General features: G+C 51.8%; 20 protein-coding genes, 1 tRNA gene and 4 pseudogenes. 16 read left to right on the forward strand and 9 right to left on the reverse strand.

Going from position 1 to position 21,746, the window contains the following annotated elements; translation table 11 throughout:
- The 9 genes and pseudogenes from mafI to HMPREF2959_RS04010 form a co-directional block, all read right to left on the reverse strand.
- A pseudogene (mafI, locus tag HMPREF2959_RS13415) lies at positions 1-157 on the reverse strand (protein MafI); the annotation flags it as partial.
- Positions 158-183: 26 nt separating this feature from the next.
- Positions 184-471, reverse strand: a pseudogene (locus HMPREF2959_RS10860) (EndoU domain-containing protein); the annotation flags it as partial.
- Positions 458-919 carry a hypothetical protein gene (locus HMPREF2959_RS03980; protein WP_002242402.1) on the reverse strand — a complete coding sequence of 154 codons (462 nt, stop codon included), beginning with the start codon at positions 917-919 and terminating at the stop codon, positions 458-460. The pseudogene HMPREF2959_RS10860 and the gene HMPREF2959_RS03980, both read right to left, overlap by 14 nt.
- Before the next feature lie 10 nt (positions 920-929).
- A pseudogene (gene mafB / locus HMPREF2959_RS03985) lies at positions 930-1,904 on the reverse strand (polymorphic toxin MafB class 2); the annotation flags it as partial.
- A 36-nt stretch (positions 1,905-1,940) separates the two neighbouring features.
- Positions 1,941-2,360 carry a hypothetical protein gene (locus HMPREF2959_RS03990; RefSeq protein ID WP_002232153.1) on the reverse strand — a complete coding sequence of 140 codons (420 nt, stop codon included), beginning with the start codon at positions 2,358-2,360 and terminating at the stop codon, positions 1,941-1,943.
- A 30-nt stretch (positions 2,361-2,390) separates the two neighbouring features.
- Positions 2,391-3,938 (reverse strand): annotated as a pseudogene (locus HMPREF2959_RS13475) (EndoU domain-containing protein); the annotation flags it as partial.
- A 204-nt stretch (positions 3,939-4,142) separates the two neighbouring features.
- Entirely contained in the window at positions 4,143-4,430 is a 288-nt protein-coding gene (locus tag HMPREF2959_RS04000) for a barstar family protein (RefSeq protein ID WP_002217738.1), read from the reverse strand.
- Positions 4,431-4,441: 11 nt separating this feature from the next.
- Positions 4,442-6,352, reverse strand: a complete 1,911-nt coding sequence (locus tag HMPREF2959_RS04005; RefSeq protein WP_002242429.1) for a MafB family polymorphic toxin — start codon at positions 6,350-6,352, stop codon at positions 4,442-4,444.
- 157 nt (positions 6,353-6,509) lie between these two features.
- Positions 6,510-6,586 (reverse strand) — tRNA-Pro (locus HMPREF2959_RS04010).
- A 209-nt stretch (positions 6,587-6,795) separates the two neighbouring features.
- Between HMPREF2959_RS04010 and nudB the strand changes: the two genes are divergently transcribed.
- The 16 genes from nudB (at position 6,796) to HMPREF2959_RS04090 (ending at position 21,684) form a co-directional block, all read left to right on the forward strand.
- Positions 6,796-7,254 (forward strand): dihydroneopterin triphosphate diphosphatase, encoded by a 459-nt coding sequence (gene nudB / locus HMPREF2959_RS04015; protein WP_002242404.1) that lies wholly within the window; start codon positions 6,796-6,798, stop codon positions 7,252-7,254.
- A gap of 100 nt (positions 7,255-7,354) precedes the next feature.
- Positions 7,355-7,888 carry an inorganic diphosphatase gene (locus HMPREF2959_RS04020; protein WP_002219633.1) on the forward strand — a complete coding sequence of 178 codons (534 nt, stop codon included), beginning with the start codon at positions 7,355-7,357 and terminating at the stop codon, positions 7,886-7,888.
- Between the two features lie 107 nt (positions 7,889-7,995).
- Positions 7,996-8,229 carry an NGO_0222 family membrane protein gene (locus HMPREF2959_RS04025; protein WP_002248493.1) on the forward strand — a complete coding sequence of 78 codons (234 nt, stop codon included), beginning with the start codon at positions 7,996-7,998 and terminating at the stop codon, positions 8,227-8,229.
- Positions 8,222-8,821 (forward strand): RdgB/HAM1 family non-canonical purine NTP pyrophosphatase, encoded by a 600-nt coding sequence (gene rdgB, locus HMPREF2959_RS04030; RefSeq protein WP_070696417.1) that lies wholly within the window; start codon positions 8,222-8,224, stop codon positions 8,819-8,821. The genes HMPREF2959_RS04025 and rdgB overlap by 8 nt, the downstream gene beginning before the upstream one ends.
- A gap of 27 nt (positions 8,822-8,848) precedes the next feature.
- A complete protein-coding gene (gene galU / locus HMPREF2959_RS04035; protein WP_070696420.1) occupies positions 8,849-9,718 on the forward strand; it encodes a UTP--glucose-1-phosphate uridylyltransferase GalU in 870 nt (289 codons plus the stop codon).
- Between the two features lie 18 nt (positions 9,719-9,736).
- Positions 9,737-11,113, forward strand: coding sequence for an argininosuccinate lyase (argH, locus tag HMPREF2959_RS04040; RefSeq protein ID WP_070696423.1), 1,377 nt, complete (start codon positions 9,737-9,739; stop codon positions 11,111-11,113).
- A 56-nt stretch (positions 11,114-11,169) separates the two neighbouring features.
- Positions 11,170-11,640: a DMP19 family protein gene (locus tag HMPREF2959_RS04045; protein WP_002219638.1), complete on the forward strand. Its 471-nt coding sequence runs from the start codon at positions 11,170-11,172 to the stop codon at positions 11,638-11,640.
- A gap of 250 nt (positions 11,641-11,890) precedes the next feature.
- Positions 11,891-12,886, forward strand: coding sequence for a heme ABC transporter substrate-binding protein FbpA (gene fbpA / locus HMPREF2959_RS04050; protein WP_002214250.1), 996 nt, complete (start codon positions 11,891-11,893; stop codon positions 12,884-12,886).
- Between the two features lie 67 nt (positions 12,887-12,953).
- Positions 12,954-14,471 carry a heme ABC transporter permease FbpB gene (gene fbpB / locus HMPREF2959_RS04055; protein WP_002214251.1) on the forward strand — a complete coding sequence of 506 codons (1,518 nt, stop codon included), beginning with the start codon at positions 12,954-12,956 and terminating at the stop codon, positions 14,469-14,471.
- 20 nt (positions 14,472-14,491) lie between these two features.
- Positions 14,492-15,550: a heme ABC transporter ATP-binding protein FbpC gene (gene fbpC / locus HMPREF2959_RS04060; protein WP_002219640.1), complete on the forward strand. Its 1,059-nt coding sequence runs from the start codon at positions 14,492-14,494 to the stop codon at positions 15,548-15,550.
- A 184-nt stretch (positions 15,551-15,734) separates the two neighbouring features.
- Positions 15,735-17,237, forward strand: a complete 1,503-nt coding sequence (gene pta, locus HMPREF2959_RS04065) for a phosphate acetyltransferase (protein ID WP_002236791.1) — start codon at positions 15,735-15,737, stop codon at positions 17,235-17,237.
- Between the two features lie 130 nt (positions 17,238-17,367).
- Positions 17,368-18,006 (forward strand): imidazole glycerol phosphate synthase subunit HisH, encoded by a 639-nt coding sequence (gene hisH, locus HMPREF2959_RS04070; protein ID WP_002243632.1) that lies wholly within the window; start codon positions 17,368-17,370, stop codon positions 18,004-18,006.
- A 32-nt stretch (positions 18,007-18,038) separates the two neighbouring features.
- The gene (gene hisA, locus HMPREF2959_RS04075) at positions 18,039-18,776 is read left to right on the forward strand and encodes a 1-(5-phosphoribosyl)-5-[(5-phosphoribosylamino)methylideneamino]imidazole-4-carboxamide isomerase (protein ID WP_002243631.1); all 738 of its coding nucleotides are present in this window, start codon (positions 18,039-18,041) and stop codon (positions 18,774-18,776) included.
- Between the two features lie 12 nt (positions 18,777-18,788).
- Complete coding sequence (gene hisF, locus HMPREF2959_RS04080; RefSeq protein ID WP_002232169.1) at positions 18,789-19,556, forward strand: imidazole glycerol phosphate synthase subunit HisF; 768 nt, start codon at positions 18,789-18,791, stop codon at positions 19,554-19,556.
- Positions 19,557-19,586: 30 nt separating this feature from the next.
- On the forward strand, positions 19,587-19,982 hold the full coding sequence (hisI, locus tag HMPREF2959_RS04085) for a phosphoribosyl-AMP cyclohydrolase (protein WP_002214257.1): 396 nt from the start codon (positions 19,587-19,589) through the stop codon (positions 19,980-19,982).
- Between the two features lie 106 nt (positions 19,983-20,088).
- Entirely contained in the window at positions 20,089-21,684 is a 1,596-nt protein-coding gene (locus HMPREF2959_RS04090; protein ID WP_002243630.1) for a peptide chain release factor 3, read from the forward strand.
- Positions 21,685-21,746: the final 62 nt, after the last annotated feature.

Genomic DNA, 21,746 nt, shown 5'->3' on the forward strand with positions numbered 1-21,746 from the left:
TTTGTAGATAAAGGTCTCCTGTTAAAACATAAATAATATATTGATACACCGTTCCTCGTGTATTTATCTTTTGATTAGAAGAATTATCTAAAAACTGGCAGTAGTTAAATAATTCACCAGAACTAAACTGATCATAAAAACATTTTATTTTATACATTTAAAAACACCTTTTTAATCAATACTTCATTTACTATTATAAAGTGGATAAGCTGTTCGATTAGGTTCCGTAAATCCTTCTATTTCAACACCAGATTTACTTGTACCTCTCCATTTTTGACCTTCTAATTCCTTTCTTTTCTCCCAAGCCGAAGTAACTTCAGCCCTAATTCTAGCCTCATCCCAATCTTTTGGGAACATAGAATGATTTGTCATAGGTTTTCCGCCCCTTCCTTTTTTCATTTCCCAACTTCCATCAGGCTTTTTAATTTCCACTGTCGCTTGATAAACCCCATGTTTATCAGGTGCCGAGGTTTAAAGATATAATGGGGAATAGTGGATTATTCTCATCCCATGCTACCTCATAATTAACAAATATATTTTTTAATATTTTAATGAAAGGAATGTTTAATTCAAATTTCTTTCCATTCCACTCTTCAAACGCCTCTGGAATATATTCCTTTATTAAATCTATCCCTTTTTTTGTTAATACAATTTCCCCCTTATACCACACCTCATTATCATTATTAAAAGGACTTTGTTTTGCTAAATTATGGCAAAAGTCTAAAATATCATTTTTCGTTTCAAAGTTGATAGGTTCAAGAGTTGCTAATTGACATATTAATAATCTATATATGAATTCAACTGCAAATTGCCAATCTTTGTTTCCTTGACCATGCGATGCAAAATGCATTGGAAAATAACCATCTAATGCTAAATACTCAAATTCGCATTGAATATTTTCTGCTGTCTCTAAATTCATTAAAACATCCTTATCTAGCAGGGAATTTAAATTTTAACTCTGTTGGCTTGCCTTTTAAATTAATATTTAAGTTATTTAATGTTGGGTTATTAATATCAACAGACGCAGTAGTTCCCTTGGTCATAGAAGCATTACCTGCTGGCCTATACACCACAAAGGTTCCGTCCGGCATTTGCGCTTTCCAACAGCCCACACATTTACCTCCGTATAATTTTTCACCTTCGACTCGTTCCATTAGTGTAGGTTTCCTGCCTAAATATCGACGTGCAAAAGCCTCGGCTGTTTGATTCGGATTGTCTGAAGAGGACATTTCTCTAGCAGCGCCGGGTTTTCCTTTTTGTGGCTGCCCAGGCAGGCGGGTGCGGCCAGACGTTTGCATCCTTTTTAATGCATCAGCCTGCCTTTCTGCAGAAGAAACGGCATTACGTTGGCGTATCTCCTCTATTCTGTTTGGGTTGTGGGATTCGATTTTTTCATGCCGTTGCTGATTAAATCTAGGATTATTTCCACCTATGTTGATGTCATCTCTGTAATCTTTCGGTAGTTGCGGTTTCGGCAATGCCTTCTGTTCCCAATCCCGACTATTAAATCTCCGCTTTTTCCCATCAGGCCGCACAACCTTCACCGCATTGTCCGACCACGTTACCACAGAGCCTTTCGGTATCAGCTCTCCGTTGGCTAGGCGTTGTTCCTGCGACAGGGTAACGGTTGTTCCTTTTACCGCTTTTGGATTTGAAGGAATGCGGGCTTCGCCGACAGGCACAGCTTTTCCGGGCGGAGCCTCAGCCTTGCCGACAATGGGAACAGGTGCTTTCAATGCCGAAGACGGCAGACTGCTTGGCCCGAATTTGAGTTTGCCGTTTATGTAAACTAAAGTCAGGACTTTTTTGCTTAAATTCCCGGCACTATATCCATTATTAGGTCCTTTTGGTAGCGGTGCTGAAGGAGAGTAATTTTTAGGTGGGATATATCTGATTCTACCTTTCTATATCGCTGATTCTATTCATTAAGCTAATTATGCTTATTCCTCAATCACAGTCTCCACCACCGAATGAATACTTTTAGGCAATTGCAAAAAAGCATTCCAAGCAATTAAAGCAGTTTTAAAAGTATGCAGCGAACAGCTTAATACTGGATAACCATCTTCTTCATCAAATTCATTGTGATAAAAAATGACCTTATCATGATGAAATTCTAGGCAAAATTGTTGACCACCGCCATCATCATAAATTTCATTTGGATTATTTTCTATTAATTCTATAATCTTGAAATGCTCATCAATCGTGGATCGATAGTAAATATCGCTCATTAAGGTAGACGTAATGTAATCATATATTCCTACATAATAATCAACCCTATTATCATAGTCATCCAGAATGATACACATTCTAAATGTATCTCCTGATGGAAATTTATCACAAAAGCACTTAATTCTTTTCATCATTAATCTCCTAATTTTTCATAAATATTACTATTCATAAATGGGATATGCTGTTCTATTAGGTTCGGTAAATCCTTCTATTTTAATACCCGATTTACTTGTACCCTGCCATTTATTATCCTTAAGCATTATTCTACTTTCCCAAGCCGAAGTAACTTCAGCCCTAATTCTAGCCTCATCCCAATCTTTTGGGAACATGGTGTGCTTGGTCATCACTTTCCCACCTTTTTTCGTTTTCACCTCCCAACTTCCATCAGGCTTTTTAATTTCCACTGTCGCTTGATAAACCCCATGTTTATCAGGTGCCGAGGTTTGTTGTATCACCCGTACATCACCACGGGTTAGACTATGCCCTCCTGTTACTGTGCCTTTCTTATTGATATCACCACCTATAAAATGATTAAAATCTAACCCTGTTTTATTTTCCCATTCTCGTTGCGCATGGGCTTTAAACTGACTACTCTGACTCCTTCTTCTCGTTTCCTGAACATTTTTCTCCACCTGCTCACGAGTTGTCAATTTATTAAGCTTCCTATCAACCTCCCATCTCGGTTTCGCATCAAACACAGGCTTAGCCTTAGGTATACCGCCCCCCGATTTACCCACACTGAACAAATCTATAGAGAACTGAACATATTCCGCAGCCTGCTCCGACAGCCCCAACTGCTTCAAGGCCTGAACCGCAATCGTCGGTCGTTGCTCGCTGGCTTTTTTTCCGAAGTTTTTCGTCCCAGTAATGACATGATCGTAGGAAGACGTTACACCAACCAAAGCGGCGGCACAGCCTAAGCCGAAAGTCTCGGCACAAGATCCGCCTCCGGCTACTCCTGAAAGAACAACCCCCAAACTGCCCGAAACGATTTCAGCCCCGGGTGAGATGTAGCGGTGCAGGATACTTTTGTCTTCCCTATCCAGCTTTTCGTATTCAGCCTTCAAATAAGAGGCTACTAAATCAGGATGTTTATTTAGGTAATATAAGGATTCTTTTTTTAAGTCCTTAAACCTACTGTCAAAGCGTTTGTCTTGGGTAAATTCGATAATGCGTCCTATATTTTGACGACATTCGGTAATTCTTCCTGTGGAACTGCATTCATGCTTGACTTGCTCTTTTATGACGGAATAAATTTTACGAGCTGTCTGCTTGTCCTTCTTTAAGGCTTCCGATGTCAGATAGAGGTTGTTTTCCACCGCATTCTGTCCGACCGCACCTCCGGTTTGCGCATCTACCGGCGTGCCGCCCACGGCCGCGCCCGTCAGCGATGCAATCACCCCGCTCTTTGATTTGATTTCCTCTTTGATATGTTCCGGCAGCAGGTTGGCATTGAACTCGCCTGTTTGCGGATCGATTGCGGTTTTACCGTCGTTATACTGTTGGGCAAGATGTTCCGCCGCCTTTTCAGCTGCAACTGCTGCCGAGCCGCCGGCAGCAAAATTACCACCGTTGACGCGGGCAATAGCTGCTCCTAAAAGGAAATGTCCGACGGCTTGGGCGGTTTCGTTTTTGTTTTCACCGTGTCCAAATGTTCTGCCTATTGCTTCGGAGGCATAAGGCGCAGCGGCATTGACTGCGCTTTGTAACCCGCTGGATCGGTGGCGTTAAACAAAGACCGTCTGAAACGGTTTTTCTGTTTTTAGACGGCCTCTTAGCTCAAACTTTAAGAACCGCATGCGTACGTTCCGCACACATGCTACTTGTTGAGTTTAAGTTTTATATGGGTTACGGCTTGCTTAATTGGCTCTGGGGAGTTTTAAGCCTGTGTACGTAATGTAATTAGGGTTTACTTACTCTAAAATATAATTAAATTTTTCTTCGAATCCATAATCCTCATCTTGTTTCTTAACTCTTTCTAGAACATTTACGATTTCAATAAATATATTTTCTAATTGATTTTTTGAGAACATAGCATCTTTCCATACCAAAGTAATCGGTCGTTCTACATTTGTGCTTAATAAATCCCATAAAGCATCAAGATTGTTCCCATAATAATCTTGTATAGAAAATATTTTTGAAATTTGATTATGAAAATCTTGTTCCGTATAAATTTTACTACCGATAATCTCTAATTGCATAAGTTATACTCCTATTTCCAAGTTCCAATTTGTATTGCAGAGATATAATGATCAGTTGTTATATATAGCAATCCATCGTTAGAATATAATAATCTAGTACCAGCCTGGTTCGATCTTGACATGGTATTTATTAAGCCAATGTCCGCTTCATACCATATCCTACCCTGTTTAGCAGGTAAAATATTTGTAGAATTTGCAAAAATATCTCCCCCTAATTGTCCATTTTTTATTGTATTACCCAAGGCTTTTCCTGGACGCCATCCCATACTTATCGCCTGAGATTTAGTAATATAATTAGAAGGAAGATTACCTGTACTTCTCAAACTTTCAACAACTTGATTGGCAGCTTGAGCTGTCTTCAAATCAAGTGTCAATAAAGCTGCTGATGCAGAATTTGCCTTTCCTTCTGAAGTTCTTAATTTTTTAATTTCCCTCTCTAGTTGAGCATGTTGGCTAAAGTTACTGTTTATATTACCGTTCCTTATTTCCTGAACATTTTTCTCCACCTGCTCACGAGTTGTCAATTTATTAAGCTTCCTATCAACCTCCCATCTCGGTTTCGCATCAAACACAGGCTTAGCCTTAGGTATACCGCCCCCCGATAATTCTTGAATATCGAGCTTCGTATCATATTTCACGTGCTTCTCAAAATTCGGAAACCCTTTACCGTCAAACGGTACGCCTGTCTTCGGGTGGCGTTGGTCTGCCAGTTTGACATTTTTGCCGTTTGACGGCGGCACGGTTGAGGAGGTGATGTTTTCTTTGCCGTAACGCTGCTCCAAGTTTGAACGGATATTTCGGGAATGGTAAGGGGACGGGTATTTGGCGTATGCCGCATCGGCAAAATTGTTGCTGACGGCGGATTTCCCTTTCGGCAATGCGATCGCGCCCATCTGCGACCGCTTGACAGGATGTGCCGTGATGCCGCCCAAGCCGTATTTTCCCCGAACAGCTCCAATCCCTTTGACGGGGATGACTGCCGTAAAGATATTGCTGACGGCTTCTATGCCTTGTGCGGCATTGGGGTTTTGGACTGCCCAATCGCGGATGGCTGCTGCGGCATAGTCTTTGAGTTGCGCCATATCTGCCAAATCGTTGATGCGCGCCATCTTGTTTTCGGTGGAAAGCAGACCCAAGCCGTGCATGACAGCAATGTTTGAGCCTTCGCTTATACCCTGCACGGCATCGCCTGCGCCGACAATTTCTCCTGCCGCGCCGATGATGTTTTTGACGATATCTGCAGTGCCGTTGAAGGCTTCGGCGGCATTGCCCGATCTGTCCAGCTCGGGGCTGTATCGGGTGGCGCGTTTGAATCCGTCGCCTACTCCTTGCGTCAGCATAGCGCCGGCATTGTGGAAACGGTCGGCAAGCCGTTGTCCGGTGCTGCGGTTGTCGGTCAGGTTGAGGCGGATATTTTGGGCAACGCCTTTTATGTCGTAGCTGTATATATCCCTCGCGCCTTTGGGAGCGGGATAGCCGCCGCCCTGTGGCCCGTCGTAGCCGTCGGCGGGATGGTGTTCGTATCCGTCCCAATGGATGCGGTAAAGGCTGAATCCGTCAACGGGACTACCGGCTTCATCAGAATCGGAATGTGAGGCATGGTTGTCGAAGGGGGAATGGACTTCGTGCCCGTGATCGGAAAAGCGGACAATGTAGCCGATATTTCCTTTAATGGCCGCCTGCTGGATGAACAGGTTGCCCAACTGATGGCTTTGTATTTTTCCCAATCCGATATGACCGCTGCGCTCGGCAAGTTCCCCCCTGCTGCCGAATAGGTGGTATTTCCCGTCGGGTTCGAAATGCTGACGGTCGAGAACCTGCCGGATAAAAGAATCGTTTGCCAAATCTGAGGCGTGTGCATGCATCGGCAGGCACACTGCCAGTATGGACAGAATAAGGGATATTTTGCGGGAAATGCCCAATTTGATGTTCCTTAAGATGGTACGGAATGAAACTAAGATAAAGAGATGCCATCTGAACGGTTTTCAGACGGCATTTGAATGTCTGTCGCCGCGTACTCTACATCATAATCATACGGACGGCAAAAAAGCCGCTTTTGAAAGCGGCTTTCGGAATTTTTGGTCGGAGTGAAAGGATTCGAACCTTCGACCCCTTGCACCCCATGCAAGTGCGCTACCAGACTGCGCCACACTCCGACTCGATAAGTTTCGGATTATAGTTTCCGCCCGACGCTTTGGCAAGCATTAAAATCACAACCGCCCTTATCTTTTTGACACAACGGAAAATTTACCGGCAAACACCGGCGCGTCCCATCCGTGCAGAAAAAAGGATACGGAAAAGGATAAACGCCATAACGTGCGCGTTTGCTATAATCCGCCCCTTCATTACCGCAGCCCGCCGAAAGATGCCGATGGCAAAACCGCTCAAATACCCCGTTTCCGCACTGGTCGTCCTTTATAGCGGGGACGGCGGCATCCTGCTCATCGAACGCACGCATCCGAAAGGATTTTGGCAGTCGGTAACCGGCAGCCTCGAACCGGGCGAAACCGTCGCCCAAACGGCAAGGCGCGAAGTTTGGGAAGAAACCGGCATCCTGCTGGCGGACGGGCAGCTTCAAGACTGGCACGACAGCACGGTTTACGAAATCTACCACCACTGGCGGCACCGCTATCCAAAAGGCGTGTTTGAAAACCGCGAACACCTCTTCTCTGCCGAAATCCCGCGCGATACGCCCATCGCCCTGCAACCCGAAGAACACGTCTCCTACGGTTGGTTCGATATGGAAGAAGCAGCGGAAAAAGTATTTTCCCCGTCCAACAGGCGCGCGATTTTGGAACTGGGCAGGTTTTTGGGCAAACGGTAACACGCGCCCGTACACCCTTTCAGAGGCATCGGGCGCATTTCCAGCCGGACGTTTGTGCTATACTTTCAAACTTCAAACTTTCCCAAACAAAGGAAACCAAATGGCAGACTTCAACCAAATCCTGACCCCCGGCGATGTGGACGGCGGCATCATCAACGTCGTCAACGAAATCCCCGCCGGCAGCAACCACAAAATCGAGTGGAACCGCAAACTGGCCGCATTCCAACTCGACCGCGTCGAACCCGCCATCTTCGCCAAACCGACCAACTACGGCTTCATTCCCCAAACTTTGGACGAAGACGGCGACGAATTGGACGTGCTGCTCGTTACCGAACAACCTTTGGCAACCGGCGTATTCTTGGAAGCGCGCGTTATCGGCGTGATGAAATTCGTTGACGACGGCGAAGTAGACGACAAAATCGTCTGCGTTCCTGCCGACGACCGCAACAACGGCAACGCCTACAAAACTTTGTCCGATTTGCCGCAACAGCTCATCAAACAAATCGAGTTCCACTTCAACCACTACAAAGACCTGAAAAAAGCAGGTACGACCAAAGTCGAATCGTGGGGCGATGCGGAAGAAGCGAAAAAAGTCATCAAAGAATCCATCGAACGTTGGAACAAACAGGCATAACGCTCTCCCTGCCGTCTGAACGCCGCTTCAGACGGCATTTTTCCAAGCTCTAGGGAATACCGTCCCAATCGGCTATAATCCGAACATACCGTTTCCGACCGAACGCCATGAACCGCCGAAAAATCTATCTGTTGTCTGTTGCCCTCTTCACACTGGCATTTATGCTGCTCGTCCTCTTGGGTGCTTATCTGCTGACCGTCGGCAGCAAAGCCTTCGCCGTCGCCTCCTTTTTTTTCGCATTCGGCGCACTGTTCGGACAAATCGGCAGCCTCGCCCTCTACCTGCGGCACAAATCCCTACGCGCCGCCCAATCCGCCGCAAAGGAAAACCGCTATGTCTGAAAAACCGGAAAAAATCGTTTTGGCAAGCGGCAATGCCGGCAAGCTCGAAGAATTCGGCAACTTATTCAAACCTTACAGCATCACCGTATTGCCGCAATCCGCATTCGGCATACCCGAATGCCCCGAACCCTATCCCACCTTTGTCGAAAACGCGCTGGCAAAAGCACGCCATGCCGCCGAATACAGCGGGCTGCCCGCGCTTGCCGACGACAGCGGCATCTGTGCCGCCGCCCTAAACGGCGCGCCGGGCATCCATTCCGCACGTTACGCGGGCGACAATCCCAAATCCGATACCGCCAACAACCTGAAACTTGCCGCCGAACTTGTCGGCAAAGCCGACAAAAGCTGTTGCTACGTCTGCGTATTGGTTTTTGTCCGCCATAAAGACGACCCGCGTCCGATTATTGCCGAAGGCGTATGGCACGGACAATGGAACGGCGTTCCCGCCGGTGAAAACGGTTTCGGTTACGACCCGTATTTTTATCTGCCCGGACACGGTAAAACCGCCGCCGAATTGGATTCGGAGGTCAAAAACCGCGAAAGCCACCGCGCACAGGCACTCGCCGATTTAATTCACAAACTCGCCCTTTAAACATCAAAACAATACAAAGGAAAAAGAATGAAACCGATAAAAAAAGCCGTCTTCCCCGTCGCAGGGATCGGAACACGCTTCCTGCCCGCCACCAAGGCAAGCCCGAAAGAAATGCTGCCCATCGTCGACAAGCCGCTGATCCAATACGCCGTAGAAGAAGCCGTGGAAGCCGGCTGCACGGAAATGGTGTTTGTAACCGGACGCAACAAACGCAGCATCGAAGACCATTTCGACAAGGCATACGAACTCGAAACCGAGTTGGAAATGCGCCATAAAGACAAATTGTTGGAACACGTCCGCAACATCCTGCCGCCGAACATTACCTGCCTCTACATCCGTCAGGCGGAAGCACTGGGCTTGGGACACGCCGTCTTGTGCGCCCGCGCCGCCATCGGAGACGAACCCTTTGCCGTTATCCTTGCCGACGACCTGATTGATGCCCCCAAAGGCGCGCTCAAACAAATGGTCGAAGTGTACGGGCGCAGCGGCAACAGCATTTTGGGCGTAGAAACCGTCGAACCATCGCAAACCGGCTCATACGGCATCGTCGAAACCGAACAGCTCAAACAGTTCCAACGCATTACCGGCATTGTCGAAAAACCCAAGCCCGAAGACGCGCCCTCCAACCTTGCCGTCGTCGGACGCTACATCCTTACCCCGCGCATTTTCGACCTCTTAACCAATCTTCCGCGCGGCGCGGGCAACGAAATCCAGCTTACAGACGGCATCGCCAAGCTGCTCGATCACGAATTTGTCCTGGCGCACCCCTTTGAAGGCACGCGCTACGACTGCGGCAGCAAACTGGGCCACCTCGAAGCCACCGTCGCCTACGGCCTGAAACACCCCGAAACCGGCGAACCCTTCCGCCGCCTTTTGGAAAAATACCGTACCGAATAACCCCATCAAGGAATCCTTATGCACGACAAAACCTGGTCCGGACGTTTCAACGAACCCGTTTCCGAACTCGTCAAACAATACACCGCCTCCATCGGTTTCGACCGACGGCTTGCCGAATGGGACATCCAAGGCTCGCTGGCACACGCGCAAATGTTGAAAGAAACCGGCGTGTTGGACGAAGGCGATTTGGCGGACATCCGTCAGGGCATGGCGGAAATCCTCGAAGAAATCCGCAGCGGCAAAATCGAATGGTCGTCCGATTTGGAAGATGTCCACATGAACATCGAACGCCGCCTGACCGACAAAATCGGCGACGCGGGCAAACGCCTGCACACCGGCCGCAGCCGCAACGACCAAGTCGCCACCGACATCCGCCTGTGGCTGCGCGACCAGATTACCGTTATTCAAAACCTGATTCAAAACCTTCAGACGGCATTGCTGGATTTGGCGGAACAAAACGCCGAAACCGTTATGCCTGGCTTTACCCACCTGCAAGTCGCCCAGCCCGTCAGCTTCGGACACCATATGCTCGCCTACGTCGAAATGCTCGGCCGCGATAACGAACGGATGGCGGACTGCCGCCGCCGCGTCAACCGTATGCCGCTCGGCGCAGCCGCCCTTGCCGGTACGACCTACCCGATTCGGCGCGAAATTACCGCCGAATTACTGGGTTTCGAGCAAATCTGCCAAAACTCGCTCGATGCCGTATCCGACCGCGATTTTGCCGTCGAGTTCACCGCCGCCGCCTCGCTGATTATGGTTCACCTGAGCCGCCTGTCCGAAGAATTGATTTTGTGGATGAGTCCGCGTTTCGGCTTTATCGACATCGCCGACCGTTTCTGCACAGGTTCGTCCATCATGCCGCAGAAGAAAAATCCCGACGTGCCCGAACTCGTGCGCGGCAAATCCGGACGCGTCATCGGACACCTTATCGGCCTGATTACCCTGATGAAATCCCAGCCCTTGGCGTACAACAAAGACAATCAGGAAGACAAAGAACCTTTGTTTGACACCGCCGACACGCTCATCGACACGCTGCGGATTTACGCCGATATGATGCGCGGCGTAACCGTCAAACCCGACAATATGCGCGCCGCCGTGATGCAGGGTTTTGCCACCGCCACCGACTTGGCGGATTATCTGGTTAAAAAAGGTATGCCCTTCCGCGATGCCCACGAAGTCGTCGCCCAAGCCGTGCGCCACGCCGATGAAGCTGGCGTCGATTTGAGCGAACTGCCGCTCGAAGTCTTACAAGGTTTCAGCGATTTGATTGCCGACGACGTTTACGGCGTGCTGACACCCGAAGGCAGCTTAAACGCGCGCAACCACTTGGGCGGTACCGCGCCTGAACAAGTCCGTTTCCAAGTCAAACGCTGGCGGGAAATGTCAGCTTAACCCCCGATGCCGTCTGAAGAAATGTTCAGACGGCATTTTTAAAAGGCAAGAACACGATGACCGATACGGATACCCAAGCCGACCGCTTCGAACAGATGATGTGGCAGGCGGTGGACAAACTTTTTGAACAGCATGACGGCAAACTCGAAAGCATGGACGGGCGGGAACAGGAGCTGGTTTTGATTTGGCGGACAGAAGCCGATATCGGTAACGGCGGCATACTGCAATTTGTCTGCAATTGGGGTTTTCCCGCCGCCGAAAAGACTTGTTCCGTTCTGAAAAAAATCGGCGCGATACACAGCGCAATGCTGATCCATCGGGCGGCAGACGCATTGAGAAAAGAAATCCGCCACCTCCAATCGGAAGGTAAAAACCTGAAAGAAATGTGGGATATAACAAAACATCTCGACAACAAAACCGCCTCACTGCCGAACAGTCTGGATGAACAATATTGGCAAGACCCCGACAAACTGTATCTGCCGGGATGGCAATACTATTCCGGCAACCCTGTTCAGACGCTGTTTTAAAGAGAGGGGTTCTCAAGCATTCCGACAAATCAAAATGCCGCCTTTACCCACATTCCGCCACGCATTGCCCGCCGCTTCCGCCTTACGGGCGCGATGCACGGAAAAAATACAAGTCAGAACAAACAATAACCGGATCGGATAATAACAAATTTAAAAAATAATTATTTGCATTTATAAAGAAGAAGGAATACACTACACCCCGTTATGTCTTAACAAGGTGTACACTCTCATTCATTAGGAGAAAATCGATATGAAAACATCTATCCGATACGCACTGCTTGCCGCAGCCCTGACCGCCGCAACCCCCGCGCTGGCAGACATTACCGTGTACAACGGCCAACACAAAGAAGCGGCACAAGCCGTTGCAGATGCCTTTACCCGGGCTACCGGCATCAAAGTCAAACTCAACAGCGCCAAAGGCGACCAGCTTGCCGGTCAAATCAAAGAAGAAGGCAGCCGAAGCCCCGCCGACGTATTCTATTCCGAACAAATCCCGGCACTCGCCACCCTTTCCGCAGCCAACCTCCTAGAGCCCCTGCCCGCCTCCACCATCAACGAAACACGCGGCAAGGGCGTGCCGGTTGCCGCCAAAAAAGACTGGGTGGCACTGAGCGGACGTTCGCGCGTCGTCGTTTACGACACCCGCAAACTGTCTGAAAAAGATTTGGAAAAATCCGTCCTGAATTACGCCACGCCGAAATGGAAAAACCGCATCGGTTACGCCCCCACTTCCGGCGCGTTCTTGGAACAGGTTGTCGCCATCGTCAAACTGAAAGGCGAAGCGGCCGCATTGAAATGGCTCAAAGGTCTGAAAGAATACGGCAAGCCTTACGCTAAAAACTCCGTCGCCCTTCAAGCGGTTGAAAACGGCGAAATCGATGCCGCCCTCATCAACAACTACTACTGGCACGCTTTTGCGCGTGAAAAAGGCGTACAAAATGTCCACACCCGCCTGAATTTCGTCCGCCACAGAGATCCCGGCGCACTCGTTACCTATTCCGGCGCAGCCGTGTTAAAATCCTCCCAAAACAAGGATGAGGCGAAAAAATTCGTCGCCTTCCTCGCCAGCAAGGAAGGACAGCGCGCCCTGACCGCCGTCCGTGCCGAATATCCTTTGAATCCGCACGTGGTATCCACTTTCAATTTGGAACCCATCGCCAAGTTGGAAGCACCCCAAGTGTCCGCCACCACTGTTTCCGAAAAAGAACACGCCACCCGGCTGCTTGAGCAAGCCGGTATGAAATAAGCCGTTTTCGGATTGTCAAACGGGTGGACATTTATACTGTCCGCCCGTTTTGCCGATAAAAAACACTATGTCTCCTAAAAAAATACCCATTTGGCTTACCGGCCTCATCCTACTGATTGCCCTACCGCTTACCCTGCCTTTTTTATATGTCGCTATGCGTTCGTGGCAGGTCGGCATCAACCGCGCCGTCGAACTGTTGTTCCGCCCGCGTATGTGGGATTTGCTCTCCAACACCTTGACGATGATGGCGGGCGTTACCCTGATTTCCATTGTTTTGGGCATTGCCTGCGCCCTTTTGTTCCAACGTTACCGCTTCTTCGGCAAAACCTTTTTTCAGACGGCAATCACCCTGCCTTTGTGCATCCCCGCATTTGTCAGCTGTTTCACCTGGATCAGCCTGACCTTCCGTGTCGAAGGCTTTTGGGGGACAGTGATGATTATGAGCCTGTCCTCGTTCCCGCTCGCCTACCTGCCCGTCGAGGCGGCACTCAAACGCATCAGCCTGTCTTACGAAGAAGTCAGCCTGTCCTTGGGCAAAAGCCGCCTGCAAACCTTTTTTTCCGCCATCCTCCCCCAGCTCAAACCCGCCATCGGCAGCAGCGTGTTACTGATTGCCCTGCATATGCTGGTCGAATTTGGCGCGGTATCTATTTTGAACTACCCCACTTTTACCACCGCCATTTTCCAAGAATACGAAATGTCCTACAACAACAATACCGCCGCCCTGCTTTCCGCTGTTTTAATGGCGGTGTGCGGCATCGTCGTATTTGGAGAAAGCATATTTCGCGGCAAAGCCAAGATTTACCACAGCGGCAAAGGCGTTGCCCGTCCTTATCCCGTCAAAACCCTCAAACTGCCCGGTCAGATTGGCGCGATTGTTTTTTTAAGCAGCTTGTTGACTTTGGGCATTATTATCCCCTTTGGCGTATTGATACATTGGATGATGGTCGGCACTTCCGGCACATTCGCGCTCGTATCCGTATTTGATGCCTTTATCCGTTCCTTAAGCGTATCGGCTTTAGGTGCGATTTTGACTATATTATGTGCCTTGCCCCTTGTTTGGGCATCGGTTCGCTATCGCAATTTTTTAACCGTTTGGATAGACAGGCTGCCGTTTTTACTGCACGCCGTCCCCGGTTTGGTTATCGCCCTATCCTTGGTTTATTTCAGCATCAACTACACCCCTGCCGTTTACCAAACCTTTATCGTCGTCATCCTTGCCTATTTCATGCTTTACCTGCCGATGGCGCAAACCACCCTGAGGACTTCCTTGGAACAACTCCCCAAAGGGATGGAACAGGTCGGCGCAACATTGGGGCGCGGACACTTCTTTATTTTCAGGACGTTGGTACTGCCGTCCATCCTGCCCGGCATTACCGCCGCATTCGCACTCGTCTTCCTCAAACTGATGAAAGAGCTGACCGCCACCCTGCTGCTGACCACCGACGATGTCCACACACTCTCCACCGCCGTTTGGGAATACACATCGGACGCACAATACGCCGCCGCCACCCCTTACGCGCTGATGCTGGTATTATTTTCCGGCATCCCCGTATTCCTGCTGAAGAAATACGCCTTCAAATAACAGCTTGAGGAAGTACCGCCATGACCGCCGCCCTGCACATCGGACACCTGTCCAAAAGTTTTCAAAACACCCCGGTTTTAAACGACATTTCGCTCAGCCTCGACCCGGGCGAAATCCTCTTTATCGTCGGCGCGTCCGGCTGCGGCAAAACCACCCTTTTACGCTGCCTTGCCGGTTTTGAACAACCCGATTTTGGCGAAATTTCGCTTTCCGGCAGAACCATCTTCTCGAAAAATACCAACCTCCCCGTCCGCGAACGCCGTTTGGGTTATGTCGTACAGGAAGGTGTGCTGTTCCCCCACCTGACCGTTTACCGCAACACCGCCTACGGGCTGGGCAACGGCAAAGGCAAGACGGCGCAAGAGCGGCAGCGCATCGAAGCTATGTTGGAATTGACCGGCATTTCCGAACTTGCCGGACGCTATCCGCACGAACTTTCGGGCGGACAGCAACAGCGCGTCGCCCTCGCCCGCGCCCTCGCACCCGATCCCGAACTGATTTTGTTGGACGAACCCTTCAGCGCGCTGGACGAACAGTTGCGCCGCCAGATTCGCGAAGACATGATTGCCGCCCTGCGCGCCAACGGCAAATCTGCCGTTTTCGTCAGCCACGACCGCGAAGAAGCCCTGCAATACGCCGACCGGATTGCCGTGATGAAACAGGGGCGCATCCTCCAAACTGCAAGCCCTCACGAATTGTACCGACAACCTGCCGACCTTGATGCCGCCCTGTTTATCGGCGAAGGCATCGTGTTCCCCGCCGCGCTCAACGCCGACGGCACCGCCGATTGCGGATTGGGCCGCCTGCCCGTTCAAAGCGGCGCACCCGCAGGCACACGCGGCACACTGCTCATCCGTCCGGAACAGTTCAGCCTTCACCCCCATTCCGCACCCACCGCCTCCATTCACGCCGTGGTTCTCAAAACCACGCCCAAAGCGCGGCATACCGAAATCAGTCTCCGGGTCGGACAAACCGTCCTCACGCTCAACCTCCCTTCCGCCCCCACCCTGTCAGACGGCATTTCCGCCGTCCTCCATTTGGACGGTCCCGCCCTGTTCTTCCCCGGAAATACCCTCTGAAAGGCGGCAGCATCCACAAGCCTGCGGATATTTATCTTGTTGGAAACAGAATTTGTTTGCTATATTCAACCTGCGCGCCTCAAGCCAAACACGGCACGCACGGCACGCAGGCAGCCGTTTCTGCCTATATGCCGCCCCTTCCAACCACATATGCCGCACACCGCAGCATACGAAAGGATATATCATGGCAAAAGTACTCATCGTACCCGTATCTGCCGGACTGGACGCCTCCGCCGCCGCACAAGCCTTTGCAAAAGCACTGGACGCACAAATTTTCCAAGCCGTTGACGCAACCGCCGAAACCCTGCTCGCGCAAGGCAAAAGCGACGACTGGTTCGACGCACTGGTCGGCAAAGTTGCCGCACTCGATGCCGCCAACCTCGTCATCGAAGGCATCGCGCCCGATGCCGACAAAATCTACCTCGCAGGCAAAAACGTCGAACTGGCATTGTCCCTTGACGCGGCAGCCGTCTTCGCCGTCCGTTCCGACAACGCCGATGCCGACGAACTGGCAAATCGGGTGAACCTTGCCAAACAGTTCTTCGCCGCCGCGCCGGGCGTATTGGAAGGTTTTGTCGTGGACGGCGCGGCAGCCTCCGTTGCCGAAGCGGCAGCCGAAAAAACCGGCCTGACCTTCTTCGGTTCGAGCGACGCGCTGAAAGACGTATCCGTATTGGCAGGCCGCGAAGCAAAACGCCTGTCGCCGGCGCAATTCCGCTACAACCTGATCGACTTCGCCCGCCAAGCCGACAAACGCATCGTCCTGCCTGAAGGCGCAGAACCCCGCACCGTCCAAGCCGCCGCCATCTGCCACGAAAAAGGCATTGCCCGCTGCGTCCTGCTTGCCAAACGCGAAGAAGTCGAAGCCGTTGCCAAAGAACGCGGTATCAGCCTGCCCGACTCTTTGGAAATCATCGATCCCGCCTCATTGGTCGAACAATACGTCGGACCGATGTGCGAACTGCGCAAATCCAAAGGCCTGACACCCGAAGACGCGCGCAAGCAACTGCAAGACACCGTGGTACTCGGTACGATGATGATGGCGCAAAATGATGTGGACGGTTTGGTATCCGGTGCGGTTCACACCACCGCCAACACCATCCGCCCCGCTTTGCAACTGATTAAAACCGCACCGGGCGCAAGCCTCGTGTCCAGCGTATTCTTTATGCTGCTGCCCAACCAAGTCCTCGTCTTCGGCGACTGCGCGGTTAATCCGAACCCGACCGCGCAACAGCTTGCCGACATCGCCATCCAGTCTGCCGATTCCGCAAAAGCCTTCGGCATCGACCCGAAAGTGGCGATGATTTCCTACTCCACCGTCAACTCCGGCAGCGGCCCCGATGTCGATATCGTCATCGAAGCAACCAAACTTGCCCGGGAAAAACGCCCCGACCTCGCCATCGACGGCCCGCTGCAATATGATGCGGCAACCGTGCCGGGTGTGGGCAAATCCAAAGCTCCGGGCAGCCCGGTGGCAGGACAGGCAACCGTTTTGGTCTTCCCCGACCTGAACACCGGCAACTGCACCTATAAAGCCGTCCAACGCAGTGCCAACGTCTTAAGCGTCGGCCCGCTGCTGCAAGGCCTGCGCAAACCGGTCAACGACCTGTCGCGCGGCGCGCTGGTGGAAGACATCGTGTTCACCATCGCCCTAACTGCCGTTCAGGCAAAACAAATGGAAGGCTGACAAACGGCTTTCCGGGTTTAAACCCTATGCCGTCTGAAGACAGACTCCCGTTTTCAGACGGCATTTTTATCAGCACGGCACATTTGTTTGTTAAAATCGCAGCCATATTGCAAAAAAAGAGGAGGAAGCCATGCAAATCGCCATTATCGATTACGGTATGGGCAACCTGCATTCCGTATTGAAATCCGTCCGGACGGCGGGGCAGCTTGCCGGAAAAAATACCGAAATCTTTTTAAGCGGCGACCCCGAACGCGTGTCCCGCGCCGACAAAGTCATTTTTCCCGGGCAGGGCGCGATGCCCGACTGTATTGCGGCACTGACGCGCGGCGGCTTGGACGAGGCAGTCAAAGATGCCTTAAAAAACAAACCCTTTTTCGGAATCTGCGTCGGCGCGCAACTTTTATTCGACCACAGCGAAGAAGGAAACACCGACGGCTTGGGCTGGTTCGGCGGCAAAGTCAGACGCTTTGAGCGCGACCTCCGCGACCGGCAGGGATGCCGTCTGAAAGTCCCGCATATGGGCTGGAACACCGTGCGCCAAACCCAAAACCACCCGCTGTTTAAAGATATTCCCCAAGACACGCGTTTTTACTTCGTCCACAGCTACTATTTCGACCCCGAAAATCCCGAAACCATATTGGGCGAAAGCGACTACCCGTCCCCGTTTGCCTGCATCGTCGGCAAAGACAACGTATTCGCCACGCAATTTCACACCGAAAAAAGCCACGATGCCGGGCTGACGATGTTGAAAAACTTTTTAAACTGGTAAGCCGGACACGGCCCCGCACAAGGAGAAAAACTATGCTGCTGATACCCGCCATCGATTTGAAAGAAGGACGCTGCGTCCGCCTGAAACAAGGGCTGATGGAAGAGGCGACCGTCTTTTCCGATTCGCCCGCCGACACCGCGCTGCACTGGTTTGAACAAGGCGCGCGCCGCCTGCATCTGGTGGATTTGAACGGCGCGTTTGCCGGCGTGCCGCAAAATTTGCCCGCCATCAAAGACATCCTTGCCGCCGTCGCCAAAGACATCCCCGTACAGCTCGGCGGCGGCATACGCGATTTGAAAACCATCGGACAATATTTGGATTTGGGTCTGAACGACGTGATTATCGGCACGGCGGCGGTCAAAAACCCCGACTTCGTGCGCGAGGCGTGCAAAGCCTTCCCCAGCAGGATTATTGTCGGGCTGGATGCCAAAGACGGTATGGCCGCCATCGACGGCTGGGCAACCGTAACCGGGCATCATGTAATTGATTTGGCAAAACGCTTTGAAGACGACGGCGTCAACAGCATCATCTACACCGACATCGGGCGCGACGGTATGATGAGCGGCGTGAACATCGACGCGACGGTCAAACTCGCCCAAGCCGTCCGCATTCCCGTCATCGCCTCCGGCGGACTGACCGGCTTGGACGACATCCGCGCCCTGTGTGCCGCCGAAAAACATGGCGTAGCAGGCGCGATTACCGGCCGCGCGATTTACGAGGGCAGCATCGATTTTGCCCAAGCGCAGCAACTGGCAGATTCCCTCGACTAAAGGCATCCGATTATGGCACTGGCAAAACGCATCATCCCCTGTCTCGACGTAAAAGACGGGCGCGTCGTCAAAGGCGTGAACTTCATCGGTTTGCGCGACGCGGGCGACCCCGTCGAAGCCGCCAAACGCTACAACGGCGAAGGCGCGGACGAATTGACCTTCCTCGACATCACCGCCTCATCCGACAACCGCGACACCATCCTGCACATCATCGAAGAGGTTGCCGGACAAGTCTTCATCCCCCTGACCGTCGGCGGCGGCGTACGCACCGTTGCCGACATCCGCCGCCTGCTCAATGCCGGCGCGGACAAAGTCAGCATCAACACCGCCGCCGTTACCCGTCCCGACCTGATTGACGAAGCCGCCGGATTTTTCGGTTCGCAAGCCATCGTCGCCGCCGTCGATGCCAAAGCCGTCAACCCCGGAAACACACGCTGGGAAATCTTTACCCACGGCGGGCGCAATCCGACCGGTTTGGATGCGGTGGAATGGGCGATCGAAATGCAAAAACGCGGCGCGGGCGAAATCCTGCTTACCGGTATGGACAGGGACGGTACGAAACAGGGTTTCAACCTGCCGCTGACCCGCGCCGTTGCCGAAGCCGTCGACATCCCCGTCATCGCCTCCGGCGGGGTCGGCAATGTCCGGCACCTGATTGAAGGCATAACCGAAGGCAAAGCCGATGCCGTACTTGCCGCCGGCGTTTTCCATTTCGGGGAAATCGCCATCCGCGAAGCCAAACGCGCTATGCGCGAAGCCGGCATCGAAGTGCGCCTCTGACCGCCCCGACCATGCCGTCTGAAAGAAAATATGGATAAAAACCTGCTTGAAGCCGTCAAATTTGACGAAAAAGGTTTGGTTTGCGCCATCGCCCAAGATGCCGAAACCAAACGTGTTTTAATGGTGGCGTGGATGAACGCCGAAGCCCTGCAAAAAACCGTCGAAACCGGCTTTGCCCACTATTACAGCCGTTCGCGCCAAAAACAATGGATGAAGGGCGAAGAGTCGGGACACACGCAAAAAGTCCGCGAACTGCGCCTCGACTGCGACGGCGACGCCATTGTGATGCTCATCGCCCAAAACGGCGGCATCGCCTGCCACACCGGGCGAGAAAGCTGCTTTTACAAAGTCTGGCGTGGCAGCGCGTGGGAAACCGCCGATGCCGTCCTGAAAGACGAAAAAGAGATTTACGGCAGCACGCACTGACCGCCTCCAACATTGAATTATCAGGCATTTTTTTGTACAATTTCGCCGTCTCAAACACTGTCCGGGCCGTCTGAAAAGCGGCCTGAACCTTTTTGCAAAGAAAACCATGTCCCAAGAAATCCTCGACCAAGTGCGCCGCCGCCGCACGTTTGCCATCATCTCCCACCCTGACGCAGGTAAAACCACGTTGACTGAAAAACTCTTGCTGTTTTCAGGTGCGATTCAAAGCGCGGGTACGGTAAAAGGCAAAAAAACCGGCAAATTCGCCACTTCCGACTGGATGGACATCGAGAAGCAGCGCGGCATTTCCGTGGCATCAAGCGTGATGCAGTTCGACTATAAAGACCACACCGTCAACCTCTTGGACACGCCGGGACACCAAGATTTCTCAGAAGACACCTACCGCGTTTTGACCGCCGTGGACAGCGCGTTGATGGTCATCGACGCGGCAAAAGGCGTGGAAGCGCAAACCATCAAGCTCTTAAACGTCTGCCGCCTGCGCGATACGCCGATTGTTACGTTCATGAACAAATACGACCGAGAAGTACGCGATTCTCTGGAATTGCTGGACGAAGTGGAAAACATCCTGCAAATCCGCTGCGCGCCCGTCACCTGGCCAATCGGTATGGGCAAAAACTTCAAAGGCGTGTACCACATCCTGAACGACGAAATCTATCTCTTTGAAGCGGGCGGCGAACGCCTGCCGCACGAGTTCGACATCATCAAAGGCATAGACAATCCCGAATTGGAACAACGCTTTCCATTGGAAATCCAACAGTTGCGCGACGAAATCGAATTGGTGCAGGCGGCTTCCAACGAGTTTAATCTCGACGAATTCCTCGCCGGCGAACTCACGCCCGTATTCTTCGGCTCTGCGATTAACAACTTCGGTATTCAGGAAATCCTCAATTCATTAATTGACTGGGCGCCCGCGCCGAAACCGCGCGACGCGACCGTACGTATGGTCGAGCCGGACGAGGCTAAGTTTTCCGGATTTATCTTTAAAATCCAAGCCAATATGGATCCGAAACACCGCGACCGCATCGCCTTCTTGCGCGTCTGCTCCGGCAGATTCGAGCGCGGTATGAAGATGAAACACCTGCGTATCAACCGCGAAATCGCCGCCTCCAGCGTGGTAACCTTCATGTCCCACGACCGCGAGCTGGTTGAAGAAGCCTACGCCGGCGACATTATCGGTATCCCAAACCACGGCAACATCCAAATCGGCGACAGCTTCTCCGAAGGCGAACAACTGACGTTTACCGGCATCCCATTCTTCGCGCCCGAACTGTTCCGCAGCGTCCGCATCAAAAACCCGCTGAAAATCAAGCAACTGCAAAAAGGTTTGCAACAACTCGGCGAAGAAGGCGCGGTACAGGTTTTCAAACCGATGAGCGGCGCGGATTTGATTTTGGGCGCGGTCGGCGTGTTGCAATTTGAAGTCGTTACCTCGCGGCTGGCCAACGAATACGGCGTAGAAGCCGTGTTCGACAGCGCATCCATCTGGTCGGCGCGCTGGGTATCGTGCGACGACAAGAAAAAACTGGCGGAATTTGAAAAAGCCAATGCAGGCAACCTCGCCATCGACGCGGGCGGCAACCTCGCCTACCTCGCCCCTAACCGCGTGAATCTGGGACTCACGCAAGAACGCTGGCCGGACATCGTGTTCCACGAAACGCGCGAGCATTCGGTCAAACTTTAAAAAGCAATCGGCAATAAAATGCCGTCTGAACCCGAAAAAAGGGCTTCAGACGGCATTTTTGC

Origin of the sequence: Neisseria sp. HMSC070F02 (genome assembly GCF_001814225.1) — a bacterium.
In the GTDB taxonomy this organism is placed as follows: domain Bacteria; phylum Pseudomonadota; class Gammaproteobacteria; order Burkholderiales; family Neisseriaceae; genus Neisseria; species Neisseria meningitidis.